Source organism: Peteryoungia rhizophila, from assembly GCF_004912145.1.
Classification (GTDB): Bacteria; Pseudomonadota; Alphaproteobacteria; order Rhizobiales; family Rhizobiaceae; genus Allorhizobium; species Allorhizobium rhizophilum.
The window spans coordinates 881228-900110 of the sequence record NZ_STGT01000003.1 but is presented as its reverse complement, the minus strand read 5'-3'; the positions used below and the strand labels follow the sequence as shown (position 1 = coordinate 900110).

The window sequence follows — 18883 nt, the reverse complement described above, 5'->3', positions numbered from 1 at the left end:
CTCCCTCACAGGCTGAAGCGGATTTCGTAGCGCGTCCCGTCCTTCGTCTCGCGGGTCATTTCGCCGCCGACCTGCCGGACGAAGGCATCCACGAGACCGGTGCCGGAGCGGCGCTTGGTATCCGCCTGCATGCCGATCCCGTCATCTGCGATGGTAAGCCGCGCCGCGCCATTCCCGGTCTCCTCGAGACAGAGCCGGATCATCCCCCGTTCGCGCCCTGAAAAGGCATGTTTCACCGCATTGGTCACCAGTTCGAGGGCTGCGAGCGTCAGCGGCGAGGCACGGTCGGCCGACACCATGACGCCGTCGGGCAGGCTCGTCTGCAGTGTGATCTGCCGGTCTTCCGGCACCAGCGTCGCCGGGTCGAGCGCCCGGCGCAACAGGTCGCCGAGATCGATCGTTTCGCCATGGTTCGAGCGGTAGAGCAGGTCGTGCACCTCCGCCAGCGCCCGCACCCGCAGCTGAAGATCCTTCGCATCGATGCTGCCGCGCCGTGCCTGGATGTTGATGAGACTGGTCACCAGGGCCAGATTGTTCTTCACCCGGTGGTTCATCTCGCGCACCAGTTCGGCCCGCTGCTGCGCCAGGTTCTCCGCTTCGATCAGCTTCAGCGCCTGCAGGTCGGAATCCCGCTGCGCCAGCATGCTGCGCCGGGCGAGCGCGGTGGCCACGAGCGTGAAGGCGCCCATGGCGACCATCAGCAGCCAGACGGGCAGGGCGCTCCAGAATGTGGCGGTGGCGATGACATGGGTCGGAACGCCGAAATTGGCGGTGAGCGGCAGGCGCCCCAGCCGGCTGAAGGCATAAATGCGGTTCACCCCATCGGAAACGGCCAATGCCTCGTAAACGCCTTCGGGTGCGGCGATCATGTTTTGCCGCGCCGGCGTGTCGCGTGCAAGAATGATCGGCTCGCCCGGGACCTGCCGCACCAGAAGCTTGCCGTCGTCGCGGATCAGCGAGGCCGCCTCGTCCTGCTTCATCGCCGCCGTGCGCTGGAAGTTGCGCGTGGTTTCGGTGGCCACCGAAGAAACGATCATGCCGCGGAAATCATTGGTGATGAAGGGTGTTGCCACGATCAGGGCGTCCTCGCCGCTCGGCTCCAGCCGGATGCGGTCGATGAAGAGCCGGCTGCCGTCCCGAATCGCCTGAACATAGTCACGCGCACCGACGTTGAAATCGACGGGAAACATGCGGCTGGAGGCGACCATGCGCCCCTCGTTGCTGATCACCACGAGGCCGAAATTGTCCGGCTGGCGGGCATCGATGCCGGCGAGAAAACTGTGAAAGGCTTCAGACCGGAGAAACTCCGCCGTCTCTCCCGAGGCCCGGCTGCGCGCCGCGCCATGCTTGATGATCTCTGTCTCGATCACCCGTTGAGAATATTGTCGGACGAGCCCGACCGTATCGACCGCATGGTCGATGGCGATGGCCTTCTGCTCCTGCCAGGCGATGAACCCCCAGGTGAGGCAGCCAATGACCGGCAGCACGACACTGCCGATCTGGATGGTTCGAAACCAGCGCAGCACCATGTCGGGACCCCAGTTTGTCACGCCAGCCACACCTCCTGCGACAAAGCCTCCTCGCCGATGTCGCTTTTAGAGCATCAATGGTTCCGTCACGCAACCGGGGAACGAAGCATGCGCCGTGCCGTTGACGAAGGTGGAAGGCGATGGCGAGGGACCGCGCGACGGCGGACAAACCGACCAATCACCGCTTGAACCAGAACATGAAAGATGCGGCAGAGCGCCGGCCGGACGAGACGGGCCGAGGCTGATCTGAGAGGAAGACTGAAATGGACTGGCAAAACATGCTGTACCAGGGGTGGCCCGCCATCATCCGCACGCTTCTCGTCGGAACGCTCGCCTATGCCACCCTGGTTCTCTTCCTGCGCATTTCCGGCAAGCGCACCCTGTCCAAGCTCAATGCCTTCGACCTCGTCGTGACCGTGGCGCTCGGTTCCACACTCTCTGCGATCCTGTTGCAGGAATCGATTGCGCTTGCGGAAGGCGCAACGGCCCTCGGCCTGCTGATCCTTCTGCAATATCTCGTCACCTATGCCTCGGTTCGCTCCCGCGGGATTGCCAGGGTCGTCCGCTCCGAGCCAAGTCTTCTCGTGAGAAACGGCAGCTTCTGTCACGCCGCCATGATGCGCCAGCGCCTGACAGAAGATGAGATCATGAGCGCGGTACGCGCCGATGGCAGCGCAGAACTGAGTGGCATCGGGTCGGTGATCCTCGAGAGCGACGGAACGCTCAGCATCATCAAGAGCTGACGACCTGCGGTAGGAACCGTTTCGCCGGTCACTCCGTGTCCTCCGTCTTGTCCCCATTCTCTTTCCCCCGATGCAGCGACTGTGAGCTGCGCACGCCCTGCCAAGGCCAGCGGCCGGAGATTTCCACCTCCAGAGAGAGACTGAGAAAGGTGCGGATCACCACGATTACTGCCAGAACCAGCACCGAATCGAGGCTCGGCTCCACCGCCACCGTGTTGATGATGTCGCCCGCGACCATCAGTTCGAGCCCGAGCAGGATCGCCCGCCCCATGCCGGCCCGCAACTTTCTGTAGGCGTCGAGCGAGCCCGGCGCCTTCAGATAGGCGATTGCCGCGACCGCAATCCCGATCACGATGACCGCCACGCCGCCAGCTTCGATCATCCGGGTGATGACATGCATGATGCCGGCAAAGTCCATTGCGCGTCCTCCTCTTGGAAACTGGAACGTCCGATACGGCATTCGGTTGCAGGTTGTGATCCCGACACCCGGCACCTTTCGGCCGCTCGCGCGTTGAATGCACGAACACGGCGGATGAACTGCAAGAGTTACGGCCCGCCAGGCAAAAGGGAGACCGACATGCAGAACTTCGATCTGAGCGCGATGAGCGCAGACGAGCTCGACAGGCTGATCACGGATGCGACCCGCGAGCGCGGGGGCCGCCATGCGCCGGAGGAAAACACGGCCGGCGCAGGCGGCGTGCGTGGACAGGACGTCAACGATCCCGACCACGGTGCCATCACTACGCCGACCCCGCATGCCGTGCGCGAGCAGGCGCCCACCGGCCTCAAGCCAGGTGCCCGCGTGGAAGGCACGACCGTGAAGGACGCGGATGAAGTCGATACGCCGTCCTCCGAGAAAATCGAGGATGCCGCCCGCCGCGTCGTCTGATCACCTCGAACTTCGATGGCCAGCCCCCAGGTCGTCCGGCCGCCACGCATCATCCCTGGATGCGTGGCGGCCTCTTTGTATATGGAAGCCGACTGCGGATGGCAGCGCCGGACGCTCGGGAATTGCCTTTCGCTCACGATTGCCAGACTGACCGCGCCGCGCTAGTGCTCGGCGGTGATCACCGCTCTCGCCACCTATCTCGGACTTTTCCTCGCTGCCTTCCTCGCTGCGACCATTGTCCCGGCCCAGTCGGAAGCCGTGCTCGTCGGCCTCATCCTCGCGGGCGACCAGCCGGTGCTTCTCCTGTTTCTCGTGGCCACGACAGGCAATGTGCTGGGCTCGGTGGTCAACTGGCTGCTCGGCCGCTTCATCGAGCATTTCCGGCACCGCCCCTGGTTTCCGGTATCGCAAGACAAGCTCGCGCGCGCCGAAGCCTGGTATCGCCGCTTCGGCATCTGGTCTCTGCTTCTCTCCTGGGTGCCGATCATCGGCGATCCCCTGACCGTTGTCGCCGGTATCCTGCGCACGCCCTTCCCGACCTTCCTTCTCCTGGTGACGATCGCCAAGGCCGGGCGATATGCGGTGCTGGCAGCACTGACACTCGGCCTGATGTGAGGCAAAGGCGGCAGCCGCGTCTCAGGCTGTGATCTTCACCCCGGCTGCGAGGGCTGCCGAAATCAGCGCCTTGCGGCCGTCCTCTTCCTTGGCCTTGCCCTGCGCGACGGCGCCGAGCACCAGCAGCGCCTTGTCCAGCACCTCGCTCTCTTCCTCCGGCCAGTCCTCGATCAGCGCCCAGGAGGCGCCGAGCGAGCAGTCGACCACCACATCCTCGCCCTCTTCGCCGATCCCATGCAGGATCACGGGCTTGCTCCAGGTCTGGCTCATCTCTCGCGTCTTTCTCTCGTGCTCAACGGCGCATCGGCGCCTGTTCGTGGCAGCCTCTATAGCGGCGAGACCCGCATTGCGCCATGGTCGGTGCGCCATTCGCGATGAACACCAAGTGGCGCCGCCATCGGATCACAGTCAGGCCTCCACCAGGCCTGCCAGCGAGGAAAACACCATGTCCGGCGGAAGGTCGATATACTCCTCCGGCGCGCCGGACCGGTTGATCCAGTGGCAGTTGAAGCCGAAGGCCTTGGCGCCGGCGATATCCCAGCGGTTGGAAGACTGGAAAGCGATGTCGGGTGCCGCGATCCGGTAGGTCGAGGTGACCAGCGCATAGGCCGCCGGGGCCGTCTTGTAGATCCTCAGCGCATCCACCGAAAAGATGTCGTCGACGAGATGGCCGATGCCGGCCGCCGCGACCGCCTCTTGCAGCATGGCAGTCGTGCCATTGGACAGGATCGCGATCTTCGCACCGCTTGCCCGCAGCCTGCTCAAGACATCAGGCACTTCGGCAAAGCAGTCGAGCTTGCTGTAGGCCTCCAGGAGGTCGGCTTTGAGATCACGATCGACAGCGGGAAACCGGGCGAGACAGAAGTCGAGCGCATCCTCGGTCAGCAATGAGAAATCCCGGTACTGCCCCATCAGGCTCGTCACCCAGGTATATTCCAATTGCTTGACCCGCCAGAGATCGGAAAAAGCCTGCGCATCCTGCCCGATGGCCTCTGCATGTCGGCGCACGGCAGCATGCACATCGAACAGAGTGCCATAGGCATCGAAGACATAAGCCGAAGGTCCGGCGCCAGTCTTTGCCCATTCGTCCGATGCAATATTCTTTGCCATGCAACGCCTCCTCCTTGTCGGATGAGGGTAGGGTGCGGTCTCAGGGCGATCAAGCCGCCCGAAAGGTCAATTCTATGTCAGCTAAGACGTGCCGCAAGCCGCTTTCGGTCGTGTTCGACAGTCGAAAAGCCGCGGGTCGTCAGCCGGAACTGGCGCTTCTGAAATTCGCCACGGACCTCGATCAGTCCCTGTTCCTCAGCCTCAGCCAGGGTCTTCAGGCTCGTGCCCTTTGGCGGCGTCTGCCAGTCCCGGCCCTGAGCCGAATGCAGCAATACCATGATCTTGATCATCGGGGTCTCTCTCTAAGCACGGCCACGAGATGGTTCAACTGCTCGGATGGCGTCTCACCTCTCAGCCGCGCGCGTCTTTGCATGTCGAAACTTGATCCGCCCCCTATGCATGAGCTTTCTTAAAAGGTCGATCTGAAAATGGGCGTTGCGTCATGCCTTCATCGGCATGTTCAGAGGGGCGGCGGCCCCGGCAGTGCCTCAGCGCTTCTTATCGTCCCCGCGCCGGACCGCGGTGGAGGCCTTGGTCATTGGGCTTTCCGGAGGGCCAGTCACAACCTGCACAGCGTCGAGCTTCTCGCGCCACGGGGGCAGCGTCAGATCTGGCGCCTCGTCGTCATTGTCCACCCTCGTTTCCCTTCGACCCAATCGGAAGCAGCATCGTGTCGCTCGAGATTTCGCCGCCGCGTTGCTCGGATCCGACAGTTTGCGGTCACTCCTTGTTAATCCCGCCAAGAGAGTCGGATCGATGTCGGATTGTGCCATCGAGCTGCGGGAGCTAAATCATTCTTGCAATCATGGGAGGTGTCAATGTCGGAGGCGGAGACCATCGGATCCAAGGCCAGGGAATTCAACACGGCTCGAAACTATGCCTTCATCCTGTTTGGACTGTTCTTCTGGCCCTTGCTGCTGGTGGCCTATGCGAGATCCTCTCGGGCAAGATCCTCCGAAGATGAGCGGGTGCGCAGCCATGCTGTCTTTCAGTACCAGACCAGTTCGGTCGCGCTGGTGAGCGGGGGTCTGCTCCTGGTGATTTTCCTCGTGATGATTTTCGGCTTCCCGCCGACGAATGCCCTCGAAGCAGCGCATGCCAGGATGCGAAACATTTCGCTCCTCAACGTGGGATACATCTTTTCGTTATGGGCGGCAGTTCGCTCGATCAGGGGGCTCTATCTTGCCGGTGCCGGAGACGCCTTGTCGCCCACGAGGCTCTGGACCGTCTGGGCAAAGCCTGTGCGTTGACGTCACTCAAGAAAGGCCATCACCCGCCCAGATCCTGATCGATCTCGGTCAGCGCCCGATCGACATGCCCCTCGAAGACGAGCGTCTCTTCCTCGGTAATGATCAAAATCTCCGGCGCCCCGCGCACCCGCACATGCTGGGATTGCGCCAGCCCCTCGTCGAGGCCGCGGGTGAGCAGATCCATGAAGCGCGTGCCGGGACCGGTGATCGCGATCGGCATGGTTTCCTCGGCGAGGCTGAGCATCCGCGCAAGGCCCTGGCCGAGCGCCAGGCCTGCCTGGCGGAAGGCGTATTCGGAGGCGCGGTGGCCCTGGCGGGCGCGGCTCGCGATCTTTTCCATTTCCGAAAGCGGCACGAACTTCGCCGGGATCGTGTCCGGCGGTACTTCGAAGGCCATGCGCAGGATGCCGTAGAAACCGGCCGAGGCCTCTATACAGCCGATCGCCCCGCAGCGGCAGAGCTTGCCGTCATTGGCATGCAGCATATGGCCGAAATTCGGCGCCCGGATCTCGAGATCGCCATGCTGGTCACGATAGGCGATCCCGAGCCCGATCGAATGGCCGAGCGACAGTGTCGCGAGCGAGACCAGCGGCGTGCCGCGGGTCTTCTCCAGGCGCAGCGCCAGCGCATGGGTGACCAGCAGGCTCTCGTTGAAGAGATGGATGCGGCTTTCGCCGAAGTCGGAAAGGGCCGTCTGAAAGTCGAGTTCCTGATAGCCGAAGACCGGCGACCACAAGAGCTTCGCCCCTTCGCGATCGACCAGCCCCTTGCTGGAGATCGAGACCGTCGAGATGGCCGAAGCGGGCAGGCGCGAGCGCTGGATGATCCTGGCGATCGCAGCGCGAAAGCCCTCGAGGAAACGTCGGGGCGTTTCCGGACCCTGCTCGCGTGCCTCTTCGAACCGGTCGATCATCGTGCCGCGATAATCGGCCAGCGAATACTGGACGGCATGCGAGGAAATGCGCACCGCAATGACATGCGCTGCGTCTCGCCGCCGAGCGAACAGAACCCGCGGCCGCCCGCGCTGACCGGCATTGGCGACTTCGCGCCGGTCCAGCAATCCGTTCTTTTCGAGGTGAGCGGTGATGGCCGAAACGGTGGCCGAGGAAAGCCCGGTGGCGGCCGAGAGATCGGTATGCGCAAGCGGCCCCTCGCGCCGGAGCACCTTCAGCACGAGCCCGTTGTTCTGGTGGCGAACCGCTTCCGTGCTCGCCCTCGGACTGGCTGTCATGTTGGGTTTGTCGCCCGCTCTCGTCTGGTCCACCGCATGCTCCTCCCAAAGCATTTGGTCACTGTCTTTGCAAGGCTCCTCCGGCCCGTGTTGACAGCGTGAGAATCTTCTGACAGTTATTTTCTCGACTGTCGAGAAAAACCATTGGACGGGGGTCCATGGGGTAATGGCAGTTTCGCAGCGGGTCGTAGGTTGGGAGGTCTTCCGACGGTCCGCTTTCACCTTGGGAGGTTTAAAATGAAATCCGTATTGAAGCTGATGGCAGCGACTGCCGTCATCGTGAGCCTGCATTCCGTCGCCAATGCCGAAGGTCTGACCGTCGGCGTTTCCTGGTCGAACTTCCAGGAAGAGCGTTGGAAGACGGACGAGGCCGCGATCAAGGCAGCCCTCGAAGCCGCCGGCAACAAGTACATCTCGGCCGACGCCCAGACGTCTGCCGCCAAGCAGCTGACCGACATCGAAAGCCTGATCGCGCAGGGTGCAAACGCCCTGATCGTTCTCGCCCAGGATTCGGAAGCAATCGGCCCGGCCATTGAAAAGGCCACTGCCGAAGGCATCCCGGTCGTCGGTTACGACCGCCTGATCGAGAACCCCGACGCTTACTACGTCACGTTCGACAACAAGGAAGTGGGCCGCATGCAGGCTCGCGAAGTGTTCAAGGCGAAGCCGGAAGGCAATTACGTCTTCATCAAGGGCGCCTCGACCGATCCGAACTCCGACTTCCTCTATTCCGGCCAGGTCGAAGTGCTGAAGGAAGCCATCGACTCGGGCAAGATCAAGAATGTCGGCGAAGCCTATACCGACGGCTGGAAGCCGGAAGCTGCCCAGAAGAACATGGAGCAGTTCCTGACCGCCAACAACAACGCGGTTGACGCCGTTGTTTCGTCCAACGACGGCATGGCCGGCGGTGTGGTTGCAGCTCTCGAAGCCCAGGGTCTCGCCGGTTCCGTTCCGGTCTCCGGTCAGGACGGCGACAAGGCCGCTCTGAACCGCGTCGCTCTCGGCACGCAGACCGTGTCTGTCTGGAAGGACAGCCGCGAACTCGGCAAGAAGGCTGCTGAAATCGCCAACGAACTGGCCGCTGGCAAGTCGATGGACGAAGTCGCCGGCACCGTGAAGTTCTCCGGCGGCCCGAAGGGCACCGAAATGAACTCCTTCTTCATCGCTCCGCTGCCGATCACCAAGGAAAACCTCGCCACCGTCATCGACGCTGGCTGGATCTCCAAGGAAGAAGCATGCCAGGGCGTTGCCGCCGGTTCCGTTGCAGCCTGCAACTGATCCTGAAGTGACTGAGCACAGAGCTTGAGCCGGGACGCCGCAGCCATTGCGCTGCGGCGTTTCGACTGGTCGGGAGCATTGCGGCACGGACCGGGAACGCGGCTTTAAGGGGCTGTCTTCCATCGGGTTTCGCCACAGAAAAGATGCCTCGATCCGCATGGCGGACACGAAGTCCGCAAGCCCGCGCGAGACGCGTGGCCTTCGCAAGCCGACAAACGACTGGGGAGAATAATTCGTATGGCGGATCACAGCCTTGCCACACCCGCGCACGGAGCCCGGGCATCCAATGTTTCAGCGCTGAAGCGCTTCTTCCAGGCCACAGAGATCGACACGCGCCTGCTCGGCATGGTGATCGCACTGGGGCTGATCTGGGTCGGGTTCGACATCCTGTCGAACGGCCTGTTCCTCACCTCGCGTAACCTCTGGAACCTCTCGGTTCAGGCGGCTTCCGTCTCGGTCATGGCAACGGGCATGGTGCTGGTCATCGTCACCCGAAACATCGACCTCTCGGTCGGCTCGATCCTCGGTTTTGTCGGCATGATCATGGCGGTGCTTCAGGCCCGCATCCTGCCGCCGATCATCGGTTTCGAACATCCGATGATGTGGATCATCGCGCTCTCGGCCGGCATCCTCGTCGGCACGGCGATCGGCGCCCTGCATGGCGCGATCATCGCCTTCCTCGGCGTGCCCGCCTTCATCGTCACGCTCGGCGGCCTGCTCGTCTGGCGAGGCGCCGCGTGGATGGTCACCTCAGGTGCAACGGTTGCCCCGATGGATACCACCTACCGTCTGATGGGCGGCGGTGCGGATGGTTCGATCGGGGTCACGGCCAGCTGGATCGTCGGCCTCGTCGCCTGCCTGATGATCGTGCTCACCATCCTCAATACCCGCCGGCAGCGCCGTCGCTTCGGCTTCCCGCTGCGCCCGGTCTGGGCCGAATATTTCCTCGTCATCTCCGGCTGCGTGGCCGTGCTCGGGGCCGTCTGGGTCGCCAACAGCTATTACATGCCGGTCAATCTGGCGAAGCGATATGCGGAAGCCAACGGCATTGCCTGGCCGGAAGGCGGTCTGCAGATCGGTCTCGGCATCGCCGTTCCCGTCCTGATCGCCATCGGTATCGCCATGGTCATGGCCTTCATCACCAACCGCACCCGTTTCGGCCGTTATGTCTTCGCGATCGGCGGCAACCCGGAAGCCGCTGAACTCGCCGGCATCAAGGTCAAGTGGGTCATCGTCAAGATGTTCGCGCTGATGGGCGCACTCTGCGCCGTCGCCGCCGCCATCTCGACCGCCCGCCTCAATGCGGCGACCAATGCGCAAGGCACGCTCGACGAACTCTACACCATCGCGGCTGCCGTCATTGGTGGAACCTCGCTCGCCGGCGGCGTCGGCACCATCGCCGGTGCCATGCTCGGCGCCATCGTCATGCAATCACTCAACTCGGGCATGGTTCTGCTCGGTCTCGACACACCGCTCCAGAGCATCGTCATCGGTATCGTGCTCGTCGTCGCGGTCTGGCTCGACACCGTCTACCGCTCGCGTGCGAAGTAAGGGGAGTAGAACTCATGTCGGACAATCGTACCCCCCTCGTGGAAATGCGCAATGTTTCCATCTCCTTCGGCGGCATTCACGCCGTCGATGACGCCTCCATCGACCTCTTCCCCGGCGAAGTCGTGGCCCTGCTCGGCCATAATGGTGCCGGCAAGTCGACCCTGATCAAGATCCTGTCGGGCGCCTACAAGCGCGACAACGGCGATATCCTGGTCCGCGGCGATTTCGCCGATATCAATAATCCGCGCGACGCCAAGAAGTATGGCATCGAGACGATCTACCAGACGCTCGCCGTCGCCGATAACGTCGATGCCGCCGCCAACCTCTATCTCGGCCGCGAGCTGCGCACCGCCTGGGGCACGCTCGATGACGTTGCGATGGAAGCCAAGGCGCGCGAAGTCATGGGGCGCCTGAACCCCAACTTCCAGCGCTTCAAGGAGCCGGTAAAGGCACTCTCCGGTGGTCAGCGCCAGTCGGTGGCGATCGCGCGTGCGATCCTCTTCGACGCCCAGATCCTGATCATGGACGAACCGACGGCCGCCTTGGGTCCGCAGGAAACCGCCCAGGTCGGTGACCTCATCATGCAGCTGAAGAAGGACGGCATCGGCATCTTCCTGATCAGCCACGACATCCACGACGTCTTCGACCTCGCAGACCGCGTCTTCGTCATGAAGAACGGCCGCGTGGTGGGCCATGCCCGCACCGAGGATGTGACCAAGGACGAAGTGCTCGGCATGATCATCCTGGGCAAGTGCCCGCCCGGCGCCGTGGCGGGTCCTGGTGCCATGCAGACGACGTGAGCCATCGCTGAAACGAAACAATTGAGGCGAGGGGGCGTAAGTCCCCTCGTTTTTTTAGTGGAGCCGCAGCGCCGCTTGGTGCGAATCTAGTAGCCGGCTTCACGTTGGTGCCGGAATGCCAGGACGTAAACTGTTTCCGCTTCGGCGTCGTAGCGATAGAGAGCCACATAGCCACTCTTACCAAATGGGATGACCAGTTCGCGCAAAGGATTATGTCCCTCGACTGGGCGCCCAATCAGAGGAGATGTCTCGAGTTTGAAGAGCGTCAGCACGATGCTTTGACCAGCCCGCGCTGCCGCCTCTGACGAATGCTGGCCAAGAAAACTGCGGCATCGTCCGATGCCCGCAGCCGCGCGCTTTGTAACGATCAGTCGTGGCACTCCGGCGGTGCCTTCTCATGCGGCGTTCCCCAGCTTTGCAGCCAGGCGCGCGCCTCTGCCCCCGTCAGGTGCTGGCCATCGGCCTGATAGTCCAACCAGGACTGTTCGGCCTCAGCCAGAAATCCGGCGCGCCCATCTGCCCGGTCCAGATAGTACCGCACGGCCTCCTGCAGCAGTTGATCCTCCGTCCGCTCCGTGCGGTTCGCCAGATCGGCAAGCCGGGCCTTCAGCGTATCATCGAGGGTGAGAGGGCGGTTCATCCGGGTCACCTGGCGTTCTCGTGTGTAGTACTGATTATACGACAAGGCCGCCACGCTGTCGACTTGAGGCCTTGCAAGAACCAATCCGCCGCCCGCGCTGTTCGCGCCGCAGCCAAACCTCGAGCCCGGCATGTCCCATGCCCGTTTCAACGCCATGATCGCCATCATGACCAGCGCACGCGCTCATATCCGGGATCCACGCGTGCGCCAGCTGCCCGCTCACACGCCACCAAGCAGCGCCCCGATCGTCCCGCCCACGAGCAGCACGATCCCGATCAAAAACGTCAGCGCCGCCCCCGGGCCCCGCGTTTTGGCATCGGCGTAATACTCTGCCGCATAAAGCGCTCGCGCCGCCGTCCATCCGAGGCCGAGCAGACCGGCCAGGATGTCGGAGACGTAGAAGCCGAAGATCCAGAGCGACGGCAGGAACAGCACCATCTGCTCCACCGTGTTCTGCTGCACGCGAAAGACCCGCTCGAAGTCGGCATTGCCGGTCGTCTTCGGCGCATCGATGCCAAACTTCTTCCGCGCCTGCCCCACTTTCAGGAGGAACCAGCAATAGGTGAGCAGGGCGGCAAATGTAGCGAGGATGGTGAAACGCATGATATTTCTCGGCAACCAATTTCGGCGGTAACCATTGATTGGTAGGCGGCGTGTCACGAGAAGGCAAGCAAGCAAGGTTACAGTCGTGGTGTGATCGTGAAGAGCGCCATGCTTGTCCGCCGGGAGCTTTTCGGCCATCATTTGTTACCATGCTTCGCGGGCTAAAATCGCAACAGACGACGAGAAACGAAGAGACGTCATGAGTACCGAGCACTTCAAGTTTGGCCGCGCCTACGACCTGCACGAGCTGGTCGCCGACGGGATCATCCATGGCATCGGCGTCGTCTTCGCGCTGGTCGGCGCAACCGCGCTGATCTTCTACGCCACTGTCTATTCCGACTATGCGAATATCGCAGCGAGCTGGATCTACGGCCTCGGCCTGATCATCTCGCTCGGCGTTTCCTTCACCTACAACATGTGGCCGCATTCCCGCGTGAAGTGGATCCTGCGCCGCTTCGACCATTCCGCGATCTTCATCCTGATCGCCTCCACCTACACGCCCTTCCTCGTCCAGGGCGCCGATCGCCCCATGATCCTGGCGCTGCTGATCGGCATCTGGACCACGGCGTTTACCGGCATCTGGCTGAAATTCCGCTTCCCCGGCCGCTACGACCGTCTCGCCATCCTGCTCTATCTCGGCATGGGCTGGAGCGGCGCGCTCGCCATGGGCCCGATCTCGGAAATCATTCCGGGCGTGACGCTCACGTTGATCATCGTGGGCGGCTGCATCTATTCCGCCGGCGTCGTCTTCCATGTCTGGGAACGACTGCGCTTCCAGAACGCGATCTGGCACGCCTTCGTCGTGACAGCCGCCATCGTGCATTATTCGGCGGTCTTCACGGCCATCAGCCTGGGCTGAGGCACCAGGATTTCATGGGATCGTCATCCTCGGGCTTGTCCCGAGGATCTGCCGACATCTACGACAGGCTCGACCTTTTTGCTGACGTGGCGCGCTGGGCAACCGCAGCAGATGCCCGGGACAAGCCCGAGCATGACGACTTGAAGGGACTGCCCCTCAGATCTCCGTCAGCTTCGCCTGTTTCTCTATTTGCTTCGCCACCTGACCGGCTCCGATGCGGAAACCCGCCAACGTCACCGGAAAGGAAAGTGCCAGGGACACTCCGGCGAGCACCAGAGCCGCCGTGACAGGCGTCATGCCCATTTCGCCGGCCAGCAGCTGCAACTCCGCCATGGTGAGGCCGTTGAACAAGACGATGCCGGTCAGCACCAACCCACCAAGAACCGTGGCGACGACCGCAAGCAGGGCGCACAGCTTGAGGCTCAGACCCCAGCTCGGGCGTGCCTTCAGCCGCTCGGCCACGAAGCTGCCGGCAGAGGAGCCGGCGGCCATCAACACGGCCACATTGCCGGCCGATGACAGGCTGTCGCCCCAGCCATAGCTGTCGAGCACCAGCACCAGCAGATAGATGAAGATTTGCGCCCCGATGAAGACGAGGGTGTAGCGGGTGAGGAGGCCGGGAAGAAGAGAGCTCATGCGCGCGTTTTCCGTCTGTGATGGTCTTGCATTAGGCCCCTTGTTGCCCGATGTCTCGACGCGGCGAAGTATCGCCCGTCACACTCCTGTTCCGCTCGGCGGTTTTTCCGCTGGAAAATGCAAAAGCCCGATCATGACCAATCTCATTCTGCGCGACGCGACCGAAGCCGACCTTTCCGCCATCCTCGCCATCTACAACCACGCCGTCGCCGAAACGACCGCGATCTGGAATGAGATCCTCGTCGATCTCGACAACCGTCAGGCCTGGTTCGAGGCCCGCCAGGCCCGCGGTTTCCCGATCCTGGTCGCTGAAATCGACGGTCGCATCGCCGGCTACGCCTCCTATGGCGACTGGCGCGCCTTCGACGGCTTCCGCCAGTCGGTCGAGCACTCCGTCTATGTCGAGAAGGATTTTTACGGTCGCGGCCTCGGCAAGGCCCTGATGGCGGCCCTGATCGAACGGGCGACACTTGGGGGCATCCACGTCATGGTCGCCGCCATCGAGGCCGGCAACCAGGGCTCCATCGCGCTCCACACCCGCCTCGGCTTCCGCCTCGTCGGCACGCACCACGAGGTTGGCAAGAAGTTCGGCCGCTGGCTGGATCTGACGATGATGGAGCTGAAGCTGGGGGACTGAGGCTCCCACCTCCACCTTGAGGCCTTCACCTCCCCCTTGAGGGGGGAGGTCGCCGCAAAGTGGTGGGTGGGGGTGACCTCGCAGGCCGCCCCGACCCTCCCCCTCGAGGCGAGGGTGGAAGCTTTGCCTTACAGCAGCTTGAGCAGAGCCTTCGCCGCCTCTTCCGACGAGGCTGGGTTCTGCCCCGTCACCAGCTTGCCGTCTGTGACCACGTAGACGCCCCAGTCGGCACCCTTTTCATACAGACCGCCATTCTCCTTCAGCATGTCTTCGACCAGGAACGGCACGACGTCCGTCAGGCCCACCGCCTCTTCCTCCGAATTGGTGAAGCCAGCCACCTTGCGGCCCGAAACCAGCGGCTTGCCGTCCCGGCCCTTGACGCGACGCAGAACGCCCGGTGCATGGCAGACGGCAGCGACCGGCTTGTCCTTGGCGGCAAAGGCTTCGATCAGCGCGATACTGTCCTTGTCTTCCGCCAGATCCCAGAGCGGCCCATGGCCACCGGGGTAGAAGACGGCATCGAAATCGGCGGGATCGATATGCGAGAGCGCCGTGGTCGAGGCGAGAAGCTGCTGTGCGGTCTGGTCCGCCTTGAAGCGGTCGGTCGCCTCGGTCTGCGCATCCGGCTCGTCGCTCTTCGGATCGAGCGGCGGCTGGCCGCCCTTCGGCGAGGCGAGCGTGATCTCGGCGCCTGCGTCCTTCAGAACGTAATAGGGGGCGGCGAATTCCTCCAGCCAGAAGCCGGTCTTCTTGCCGGTATCGCCGAGTTGGTCATGCGATGTGAGAACCATCAGGATGTTCATGGTGTTCGTCCTTTGTGTTGTCTTGGTGAGTTTCAATGCTCGCTTCAAGGCCTCGCCCTGCGAGGTCCGGCTGCGCCGGACACCTCAGGGTGAGGAGAATCCTTGTGTTTCAGGCGACAAACGCCCTCATCCTGAGATGTCCTCGCAAAGCGAGGGCCTCGAAGGATCAAGCATCCGGCCCGACGCGGATCACCCGCTTGCCGAAACCTTCGCCGCGCAAGAGGCCGATGAAGGCGCGCGGTGCCTCTTCCAGCCCGTCGATCATCTCCTCGCGGTATTTGATCTTGCCGGCCTCCACCCAGCCATTCATCTCCTTGGCGAATTCCGGATAGAGATGGCCGAAATCGTCGAAGACGATGAAGCCGCGCAGGGTGATGCGCTTCTTGAGGAACATGCCCATCAGCCAGCCGAGCCGGTCGGGGCCATCCGGCAGGCCGGTCGCATTGTATTGCGCAATCAGTCCACAGAGCGGAATGCGCGCGCCAGTGTTGAGGAGCGGTGCCACCGCGTCGAACACGGCGCCACCGACATTCTCGAAATAGATGTCGATACCCTCGGGCGTCGCGCGTTTAAGTTTAGCGGCAAAGCCGTCCGCCTTGTAGTCGATGCAGGCGTCGAAGCCGAGCGTGTCGACCACATGGGCACATTTCTCCGCGCCGCCGGCAATGCCGACGACGGTAAGGCCGAGGATCTTGCCGATCTGGCCGACGGTCGCACCGACGGGACCCGACGCGCCACCGACGACCAGCGTCTCTCCGGCCTTCGGCTGGCCGATCTCGTTGAGGCCCGACCAGGCGGTAAAGCCCGGCATGCCGGTGACGCCGAGCGCCCAGGACGGGTGCGAAGGGTTTGCGCCGAGCGACGTCACGCCCTTGCCGTCCGACAGCGCATAGTCCTGCCAGCCGGTAAAGCCGACCACCCAGTCGCCTTTGCTGAAGCCGTCGAGCCGGGACTCGACCACGCGCGACACCGTGCCGCCAACCATCGTCTGGCCAATCTCGACCGGTGCCGCATAGGACGGCGCGTCGCTCATCCGGCCGCGCATATAGGGGTCGAGCGAAAGGAAAACCGTGCGCAGCACCATCTGGCCGTCGCCGGGTTTGGGCACCTCCGCTGCCTCCAGCCGGAGCGTGCGGTCATCGGGTTCGCCCTTGGGGCGCTCCGCCAGCACGAAGCGACGATTGCTCGTTGTCGATTGCGGCATGGAATGTCTCCTGGCTTGCAAGCCGCGTCGCTTGGACGAGGCTTTCTGGAAAGGGCGCCGTCGGCCGGCCGACCCTGCGTGCGATGCAGGAGCCCGCGGCGCCGATCATCAACCAGTCAACGGCACCCGCCATCCGTTGTTCCATGACATTCTGTCGCGGTCATGACGGCAAGGGCAGCATCGACCTCCCCCTTGAGAGGGGAGGTCGCCGCGAAGCGGCGGGTGGGGGTGCCCGAGGGCTCCCTCGAGTTTTACCCCACCCCCGAGCTTCGCTCCGACCCTTCCCCCTCGAGGGGAGGGTTGAAGCCATGCCGCGACCGATCGGCGCTCACCATTTCGAGGCCCCGATGGTGCAGGGCTTCACGGAATGTGGGGCCGGCCTGCAGCCAGAACTCACTCGATCCGCACCCGCGCCATCTCCCCGCGGATCCGAATGTCAGGCTTTGCGCCCGGGGTGTTCGGCAGCGCACTATCGACATAGGACGCCACCGCCTCGACGCCGTAGGAGATCGGCGTCGGAACGAGAAACCGCAGCGATGCGTCCAGCATCTTGCCGGAGATCCGGATTTCTTCCGTGTTCAGCACCCGCTCGAAGGCGAGCTGCGCGCGCAGCGCCGCTCCCGAAACCGCGACGGAGGCCGCATGGCCGGTGAAGGAAAAGTCGCCGGCATCGCTGTCGACATCTATTGCGGCAAAATCGCCGGAAAGCTGCATGCGCGCGGCATCCTGCCGGATCGAGACCCGCGCTTCCGGCGAAAGCTCGGCCTTGAAGGTCACCGTGCACTCATCCCAGTCGTGCAAGCCGAAGAAGCCGCCCCGTTCGCCCATATCGACGTGCAGCGTATCGCCCTCGCGCGTCATGCGGGCCTGTCCTGCACAATCTCCGGCAAACCAGCCCGAGCGCCAGATCGCGCCCCAGCCGCGCCGCGTGCCGGAAAGTACGGCTTGATGCGCTCCGTCGCCCCGGGTCGAGATCGTGATGTCGCTGGCCGCGCCCGTCACCGAAAGCTGTGTGACGCCGGCAAGGTCAACAGGGCCAGAAATCGTGTCGCTCGCCCGGATCATCTGCACGCTGCCATCGATGACGGCGAGCCCGACGAGACTGCCGAGAATGGAGAGAAAGATCGTTCTTTTGCGCATGGGAGACACCTCTTGAGCTTGGCCTGCCGCAGCTCGGTAGGCCGGTTTCGATGTCTCCATCTGCCGCCTCTCGCGCATCACCGGCGACCTCGATCACGATCCGGGTCGACCGCGATCGCGCTTTCGGTCATGGTCGCGGTATCACTGTCCGATCTCCCGACATCGAAAAAACCCCATGCTTTTCGTCCCGCTCTCCTTCCTCGTCGCCCTGTTTCTTGCCGTCTTCCTCGTGCGCCTCGTGCGCGAGGGGCGCGACAGCTGGGGCACGCATGGCCTCTTCCTGGCGCTCGTCGCAATTCACATGATCCAGAGCCTGCTGGTCGGCCTGCGCTGGGGTTATGGTCTGACGTCGGTCCTGCCCATTCTGCCGGTCATGGCGAGCCTCGTGCCCGCACTGTCTTTCCTGGCCTTTCGCGATCTCGCTGGTGAAAGGCCGGGCATAGCCGTCGCCGATTGGCCACATGCCCTGCCGGCCCTCGTCACCTTCCTCCTGCTCGTCTTCTGGCGCGCGCCGGTCGATCTCATCATCATCGCCAATTTCCTGGGTTATGGCGCAGGCCTGCTCTGGCTCGCCCGGCTCGGCCCCGACGGCCTGATTGCGGCCCGCCTCGACGGTGCCTGGCGCTCCTACCGCGCGCTCCAGCTCACAGGCCTCGCGCTCATCGCCTCGGCGCTGACCGATGTCGCGATCAGCCTCGACATGCTCTGGTCCGGCGGTCGTTATTCACCCATGGTCGTCTCGGCCGCCACCACGCTGATCCTGCTGCTGCTCGGCATCGGTGCCGTGACCGCCGGTCAGGAAGAGGCAGGCGAGGGAGAGGCGCTTGATGACAAGCATGGCTTCGAAACACCCGACGCTCCGATCGACATTCCGGCTTCAACGAAGTCCGCCACGGAAGACCATCGCCGCCTTGCCGCCGATCTCGATCGCCTGATGACGGAAAAATGCCTCTGGGCGGATAGCGACCTCAACCTCGCCCGTCTCGCCCGCCGCCTCGGCATGCCCGCCCGCGCCGTGTCCGAAGCCGTCAACCGCGTCCACGGCATCAGCGTCTCGCACTACGTCAACAACCACCGCATCGCGGAGGCCTGCAGGCTGCTGACCGACACGGACATGCCGATCACCCGCATCCTCTTCGAGGCCGGCTTCATCACCAAGTCCAACTTCAACCGGGAGTTTTTACGTGTCACCGGAGAGAGCCCGAGCGACTGGCGGCGGCGGCTTTTTCTTCTCCCCAGCGGGGAGAAGGTGGCGCGAAGCGCCGGATGAGGGGGAGCGAAGCGCAACGCCATGCGGCAAACTCTTTGCCGGTCCGCCCCGTCCCCTGCCTCACCTGCGCTCGGCTTCCCTCTCCACGCGGGAGA

23 protein-coding genes are annotated in these 18883 nt (G+C 63.4%); 10 read left to right on the top strand and 13 right to left on the bottom strand.

What is annotated here, in order from left to right:
* Nucleotides 1-5: 5 nt before the first annotated feature.
* Complete coding sequence (locus tag E9677_RS15610; RefSeq protein WP_136558968.1) at nucleotides 6-1550, bottom strand: sensor histidine kinase; 1545 nt, start codon at nucleotides 1548-1550, stop codon at nucleotides 6-8.
* Between the two features lie 242 nt (nucleotides 1551-1792).
* Here E9677_RS15610 and E9677_RS15605 point away from each other — a divergent pair, with 242 nt between their 5' ends.
* Nucleotides 1793-2272 carry a DUF421 domain-containing protein gene (locus E9677_RS15605; protein ID WP_136558967.1) on the top strand — a complete coding sequence of 160 codons (480 nt, stop codon included), beginning with the start codon at nucleotides 1793-1795 and terminating at the stop codon, nucleotides 2270-2272.
* 28 nt (nucleotides 2273-2300) lie between these two features.
* Here E9677_RS15605 and E9677_RS15600 read toward each other — a convergent pair whose 3' ends face one another.
* Nucleotides 2301-2690 carry a DUF1622 domain-containing protein gene (locus E9677_RS15600; protein ID WP_136558966.1) on the bottom strand — a complete coding sequence of 130 codons (390 nt, stop codon included), beginning with the start codon at nucleotides 2688-2690 and terminating at the stop codon, nucleotides 2301-2303.
* Nucleotides 2691-2849: 159 nt separating this feature from the next.
* Between E9677_RS15600 and E9677_RS25420 the strand changes: the two genes are divergently transcribed.
* Both E9677_RS25420 and E9677_RS15590 read left to right on the top strand, forming a co-directional pair.
* Nucleotides 2850-3161: a VOC family protein gene (locus tag E9677_RS25420; protein ID WP_205910145.1), complete on the top strand. Its 312-nt coding sequence runs from the start codon at nucleotides 2850-2852 to the stop codon at nucleotides 3159-3161.
* Nucleotides 3162-3338: 177 nt separating this feature from the next.
* Complete coding sequence (locus E9677_RS15590) at nucleotides 3339-3776, top strand: YqaA family protein (RefSeq protein ID WP_136559086.1); 438 nt, start codon at nucleotides 3339-3341, stop codon at nucleotides 3774-3776.
* 21 nt (nucleotides 3777-3797) lie between these two features.
* Here E9677_RS15590 and E9677_RS15585 read toward each other — a convergent pair whose 3' ends face one another.
* From E9677_RS15585 to E9677_RS15575, 3 genes are all read right to left on the bottom strand, one after another.
* Complete coding sequence (locus E9677_RS15585) at nucleotides 3798-4046, bottom strand: DUF982 domain-containing protein (RefSeq protein WP_136558965.1); 249 nt, start codon at nucleotides 4044-4046, stop codon at nucleotides 3798-3800.
* 138 nt (nucleotides 4047-4184) lie between these two features.
* Nucleotides 4185-4886, bottom strand: a complete 702-nt coding sequence (locus E9677_RS15580) for a haloacid dehalogenase type II (RefSeq protein ID WP_136558964.1) — start codon at nucleotides 4884-4886, stop codon at nucleotides 4185-4187.
* 77 nt (nucleotides 4887-4963) lie between these two features.
* Nucleotides 4964-5176: a hypothetical protein gene (locus tag E9677_RS15575; RefSeq protein WP_235882971.1), complete on the bottom strand. Its 213-nt coding sequence runs from the start codon at nucleotides 5174-5176 to the stop codon at nucleotides 4964-4966.
* A gap of 528 nt (nucleotides 5177-5704) precedes the next feature.
* Here E9677_RS15575 and E9677_RS15570 point away from each other — a divergent pair.
* Nucleotides 5705-6136, top strand: coding sequence for a hypothetical protein (locus tag E9677_RS15570; RefSeq protein ID WP_136558963.1), 432 nt, complete (start codon nucleotides 5705-5707; stop codon nucleotides 6134-6136).
* A gap of 19 nt (nucleotides 6137-6155) precedes the next feature.
* On the opposite strand, the gene E9677_RS15565 is transcribed toward E9677_RS15570, so the two are convergent.
* On the bottom strand, nucleotides 6156-7367 hold the full coding sequence (locus E9677_RS15565; protein WP_136559084.1) for an ROK family transcriptional regulator: 1212 nt from the start codon (nucleotides 7365-7367) through the stop codon (nucleotides 6156-6158).
* Between the two features lie 237 nt (nucleotides 7368-7604).
* Here E9677_RS15565 and xylF point away from each other — a divergent pair, with 237 nt between their 5' ends.
* The 3 genes from xylF (at nucleotide 7605) to E9677_RS15550 (ending at nucleotide 10996) form a co-directional block, all read left to right on the top strand.
* Entirely contained in the window at nucleotides 7605-8645 is a 1041-nt protein-coding gene (gene xylF, locus E9677_RS15560; protein ID WP_136558962.1) for a D-xylose ABC transporter substrate-binding protein, read from the top strand.
* Nucleotides 8646-8882: 237 nt separating this feature from the next.
* Entirely contained in the window at nucleotides 8883-10196 is a 1314-nt protein-coding gene (locus E9677_RS15555) for a sugar ABC transporter permease (protein WP_136558961.1), read from the top strand.
* A gap of 14 nt (nucleotides 10197-10210) precedes the next feature.
* Entirely contained in the window at nucleotides 10211-10996 is a 786-nt protein-coding gene (locus tag E9677_RS15550) for an ATP-binding cassette domain-containing protein (RefSeq protein ID WP_136558960.1), read from the top strand.
* 86 nt (nucleotides 10997-11082) lie between these two features.
* Here E9677_RS15550 and E9677_RS15545 read toward each other — a convergent pair whose 3' ends face one another.
* The 3 genes from E9677_RS15545 to E9677_RS15535 form a co-directional block, all read right to left on the bottom strand.
* A complete protein-coding gene (locus E9677_RS15545; protein WP_136558959.1) occupies nucleotides 11083-11376 on the bottom strand; it encodes a type II toxin-antitoxin system RelE/ParE family toxin in 294 nt (97 codons plus the stop codon).
* Nucleotides 11364-11636, bottom strand: coding sequence for a CopG family ribbon-helix-helix protein (locus tag E9677_RS15540; RefSeq protein WP_136558958.1), 273 nt, complete (start codon nucleotides 11634-11636; stop codon nucleotides 11364-11366). Before E9677_RS15540 ends, E9677_RS15545 begins: the two co-directional genes overlap by 13 nt.
* Nucleotides 11637-11855: 219 nt before the next feature.
* Complete coding sequence (locus E9677_RS15535) at nucleotides 11856-12239, bottom strand: MAPEG family protein (protein WP_136558957.1); 384 nt, start codon at nucleotides 12237-12239, stop codon at nucleotides 11856-11858.
* A gap of 199 nt (nucleotides 12240-12438) precedes the next feature.
* Between E9677_RS15535 and trhA the strand changes: the two genes are divergently transcribed.
* The gene (gene trhA, locus E9677_RS15530) at nucleotides 12439-13098 is read left to right on the top strand and encodes a PAQR family membrane homeostasis protein TrhA (protein WP_136558956.1); all 660 of its coding nucleotides are present in this window, start codon (nucleotides 12439-12441) and stop codon (nucleotides 13096-13098) included.
* A gap of 156 nt (nucleotides 13099-13254) precedes the next feature.
* Here trhA and E9677_RS15525 read toward each other — a convergent pair whose 3' ends face one another.
* Nucleotides 13255-13734 carry an ABZJ_00895 family protein gene (locus E9677_RS15525; protein WP_136558955.1) on the bottom strand — a complete coding sequence of 160 codons (480 nt, stop codon included), beginning with the start codon at nucleotides 13732-13734 and terminating at the stop codon, nucleotides 13255-13257.
* Between the two features lie 133 nt (nucleotides 13735-13867).
* On the opposite strand from E9677_RS15525, the gene E9677_RS15520 reads away from it, so the two are divergent.
* The gene (locus tag E9677_RS15520) at nucleotides 13868-14371 is read left to right on the top strand and encodes a GNAT family N-acetyltransferase (RefSeq protein ID WP_136558954.1); all 504 of its coding nucleotides are present in this window, start codon (nucleotides 13868-13870) and stop codon (nucleotides 14369-14371) included.
* A gap of 128 nt (nucleotides 14372-14499) precedes the next feature.
* Here E9677_RS15520 and E9677_RS15515 read toward each other — a convergent pair whose 3' ends face one another.
* From E9677_RS15515 to E9677_RS15505, 3 genes are all read right to left on the bottom strand, one after another.
* Entirely contained in the window at nucleotides 14500-15174 is a 675-nt protein-coding gene (locus tag E9677_RS15515; protein WP_136558953.1) for a type 1 glutamine amidotransferase domain-containing protein, read from the bottom strand.
* Nucleotides 15175-15340: 166 nt separating this feature from the next.
* A complete protein-coding gene (locus E9677_RS15510; RefSeq protein WP_136558952.1) occupies nucleotides 15341-16378 on the bottom strand; it encodes an NADP-dependent oxidoreductase in 1038 nt (345 codons plus the stop codon).
* Between the two features lie 393 nt (nucleotides 16379-16771).
* Entirely contained in the window at nucleotides 16772-17518 is a 747-nt protein-coding gene (locus E9677_RS15505) for a hypothetical protein (protein ID WP_136558951.1), read from the bottom strand.
* Between the two features lie 175 nt (nucleotides 17519-17693).
* Here E9677_RS15505 and E9677_RS15500 point away from each other — a divergent pair, with 175 nt between their 5' ends.
* Nucleotides 17694-18788 carry a helix-turn-helix domain-containing protein gene (locus E9677_RS15500; protein ID WP_136558950.1) on the top strand — a complete coding sequence of 365 codons (1095 nt, stop codon included), beginning with the start codon at nucleotides 17694-17696 and terminating at the stop codon, nucleotides 18786-18788.
* The last annotated feature ends 95 nt before the right edge of the window (nucleotides 18789-18883 follow it).

What these genes read in the sequence shown, in the direction of transcription:
- E9677_RS15605 (WP_136558967.1), top strand. Translation starts at nt 1,793, where the DNA reads ATGGACTGGCAAAACATGCTGTACCAGGGGTGGCCCGCCATCATCCGC.
- E9677_RS15600 (WP_136558966.1), bottom strand. Translation starts at nt 2,690, where the DNA reads ATGGACTTTGCCGGCATCATGCATGTCATCACCCGGATGATCGAAGCT.
- E9677_RS25420 (WP_205910145.1), top strand. Translation starts at nt 2,850, where the DNA reads ATGCAGAACTTCGATCTGAGCGCGATGAGCGCAGACGAGCTCGACAGG.
- E9677_RS15585 (WP_136558965.1), bottom strand. Translation starts at nt 4,046, where the DNA reads ATGAGCCAGACCTGGAGCAAGCCCGTGATCCTGCATGGGATCGGCGAA.
- E9677_RS15580 (WP_136558964.1), bottom strand. Translation starts at nt 4,886, where the DNA reads ATGGCAAAGAATATTGCATCGGACGAATGGGCAAAGACTGGCGCCGGA.
- E9677_RS15575 (WP_235882971.1), bottom strand. Translation starts at nt 5,176, where the DNA reads ATGATCAAGATCATGGTATTGCTGCATTCGGCTCAGGGCCGGGACTGG.
- E9677_RS15570 (WP_136558963.1), top strand. Translation starts at nt 5,705, where the DNA reads ATGTCGGAGGCGGAGACCATCGGATCCAAGGCCAGGGAATTCAACACG.
- E9677_RS15565 (WP_136559084.1), bottom strand. Translation starts at nt 7,367, where the DNA reads ATGACAGCCAGTCCGAGGGCGAGCACGGAAGCGGTTCGCCACCAGAAC.
- xylF (WP_136558962.1), top strand. Translation starts at nt 7,605, where the DNA reads ATGAAATCCGTATTGAAGCTGATGGCAGCGACTGCCGTCATCGTGAGC.
- E9677_RS15555 (WP_136558961.1), top strand. Translation starts at nt 8,883, where the DNA reads ATGGCGGATCACAGCCTTGCCACACCCGCGCACGGAGCCCGGGCATCC.
- E9677_RS15550 (WP_136558960.1), top strand. Translation starts at nt 10,211, where the DNA reads ATGTCGGACAATCGTACCCCCCTCGTGGAAATGCGCAATGTTTCCATC.
- E9677_RS15540 (WP_136558958.1), bottom strand. Translation starts at nt 11,636, where the DNA reads ATGAACCGCCCTCTCACCCTCGATGATACGCTGAAGGCCCGGCTTGCC.
- E9677_RS15535 (WP_136558957.1), bottom strand. Translation starts at nt 12,239, where the DNA reads ATGCGTTTCACCATCCTCGCTACATTTGCCGCCCTGCTCACCTATTGC.
- trhA (WP_136558956.1), top strand. Translation starts at nt 12,439, where the DNA reads ATGAGTACCGAGCACTTCAAGTTTGGCCGCGCCTACGACCTGCACGAG.
- E9677_RS15525 (WP_136558955.1), bottom strand. Translation starts at nt 13,734, where the DNA reads ATGAGCTCTCTTCTTCCCGGCCTCCTCACCCGCTACACCCTCGTCTTC.
- E9677_RS15520 (WP_136558954.1), top strand. Translation starts at nt 13,868, where the DNA reads ATGACCAATCTCATTCTGCGCGACGCGACCGAAGCCGACCTTTCCGCC.
- E9677_RS15515 (WP_136558953.1), bottom strand. Translation starts at nt 15,174, where the DNA reads ATGAACATCCTGATGGTTCTCACATCGCATGACCAACTCGGCGATACC.
- E9677_RS15510 (WP_136558952.1), bottom strand. Translation starts at nt 16,378, where the DNA reads ATGCCGCAATCGACAACGAGCAATCGTCGCTTCGTGCTGGCGGAGCGC.
- E9677_RS15505 (WP_136558951.1), bottom strand. Translation starts at nt 17,518, where the DNA reads ATGCGCAAAAGAACGATCTTTCTCTCCATTCTCGGCAGTCTCGTCGGG.
- E9677_RS15500 (WP_136558950.1), top strand. Translation starts at nt 17,694, where the DNA reads ATGCTTTTCGTCCCGCTCTCCTTCCTCGTCGCCCTGTTTCTTGCCGTC.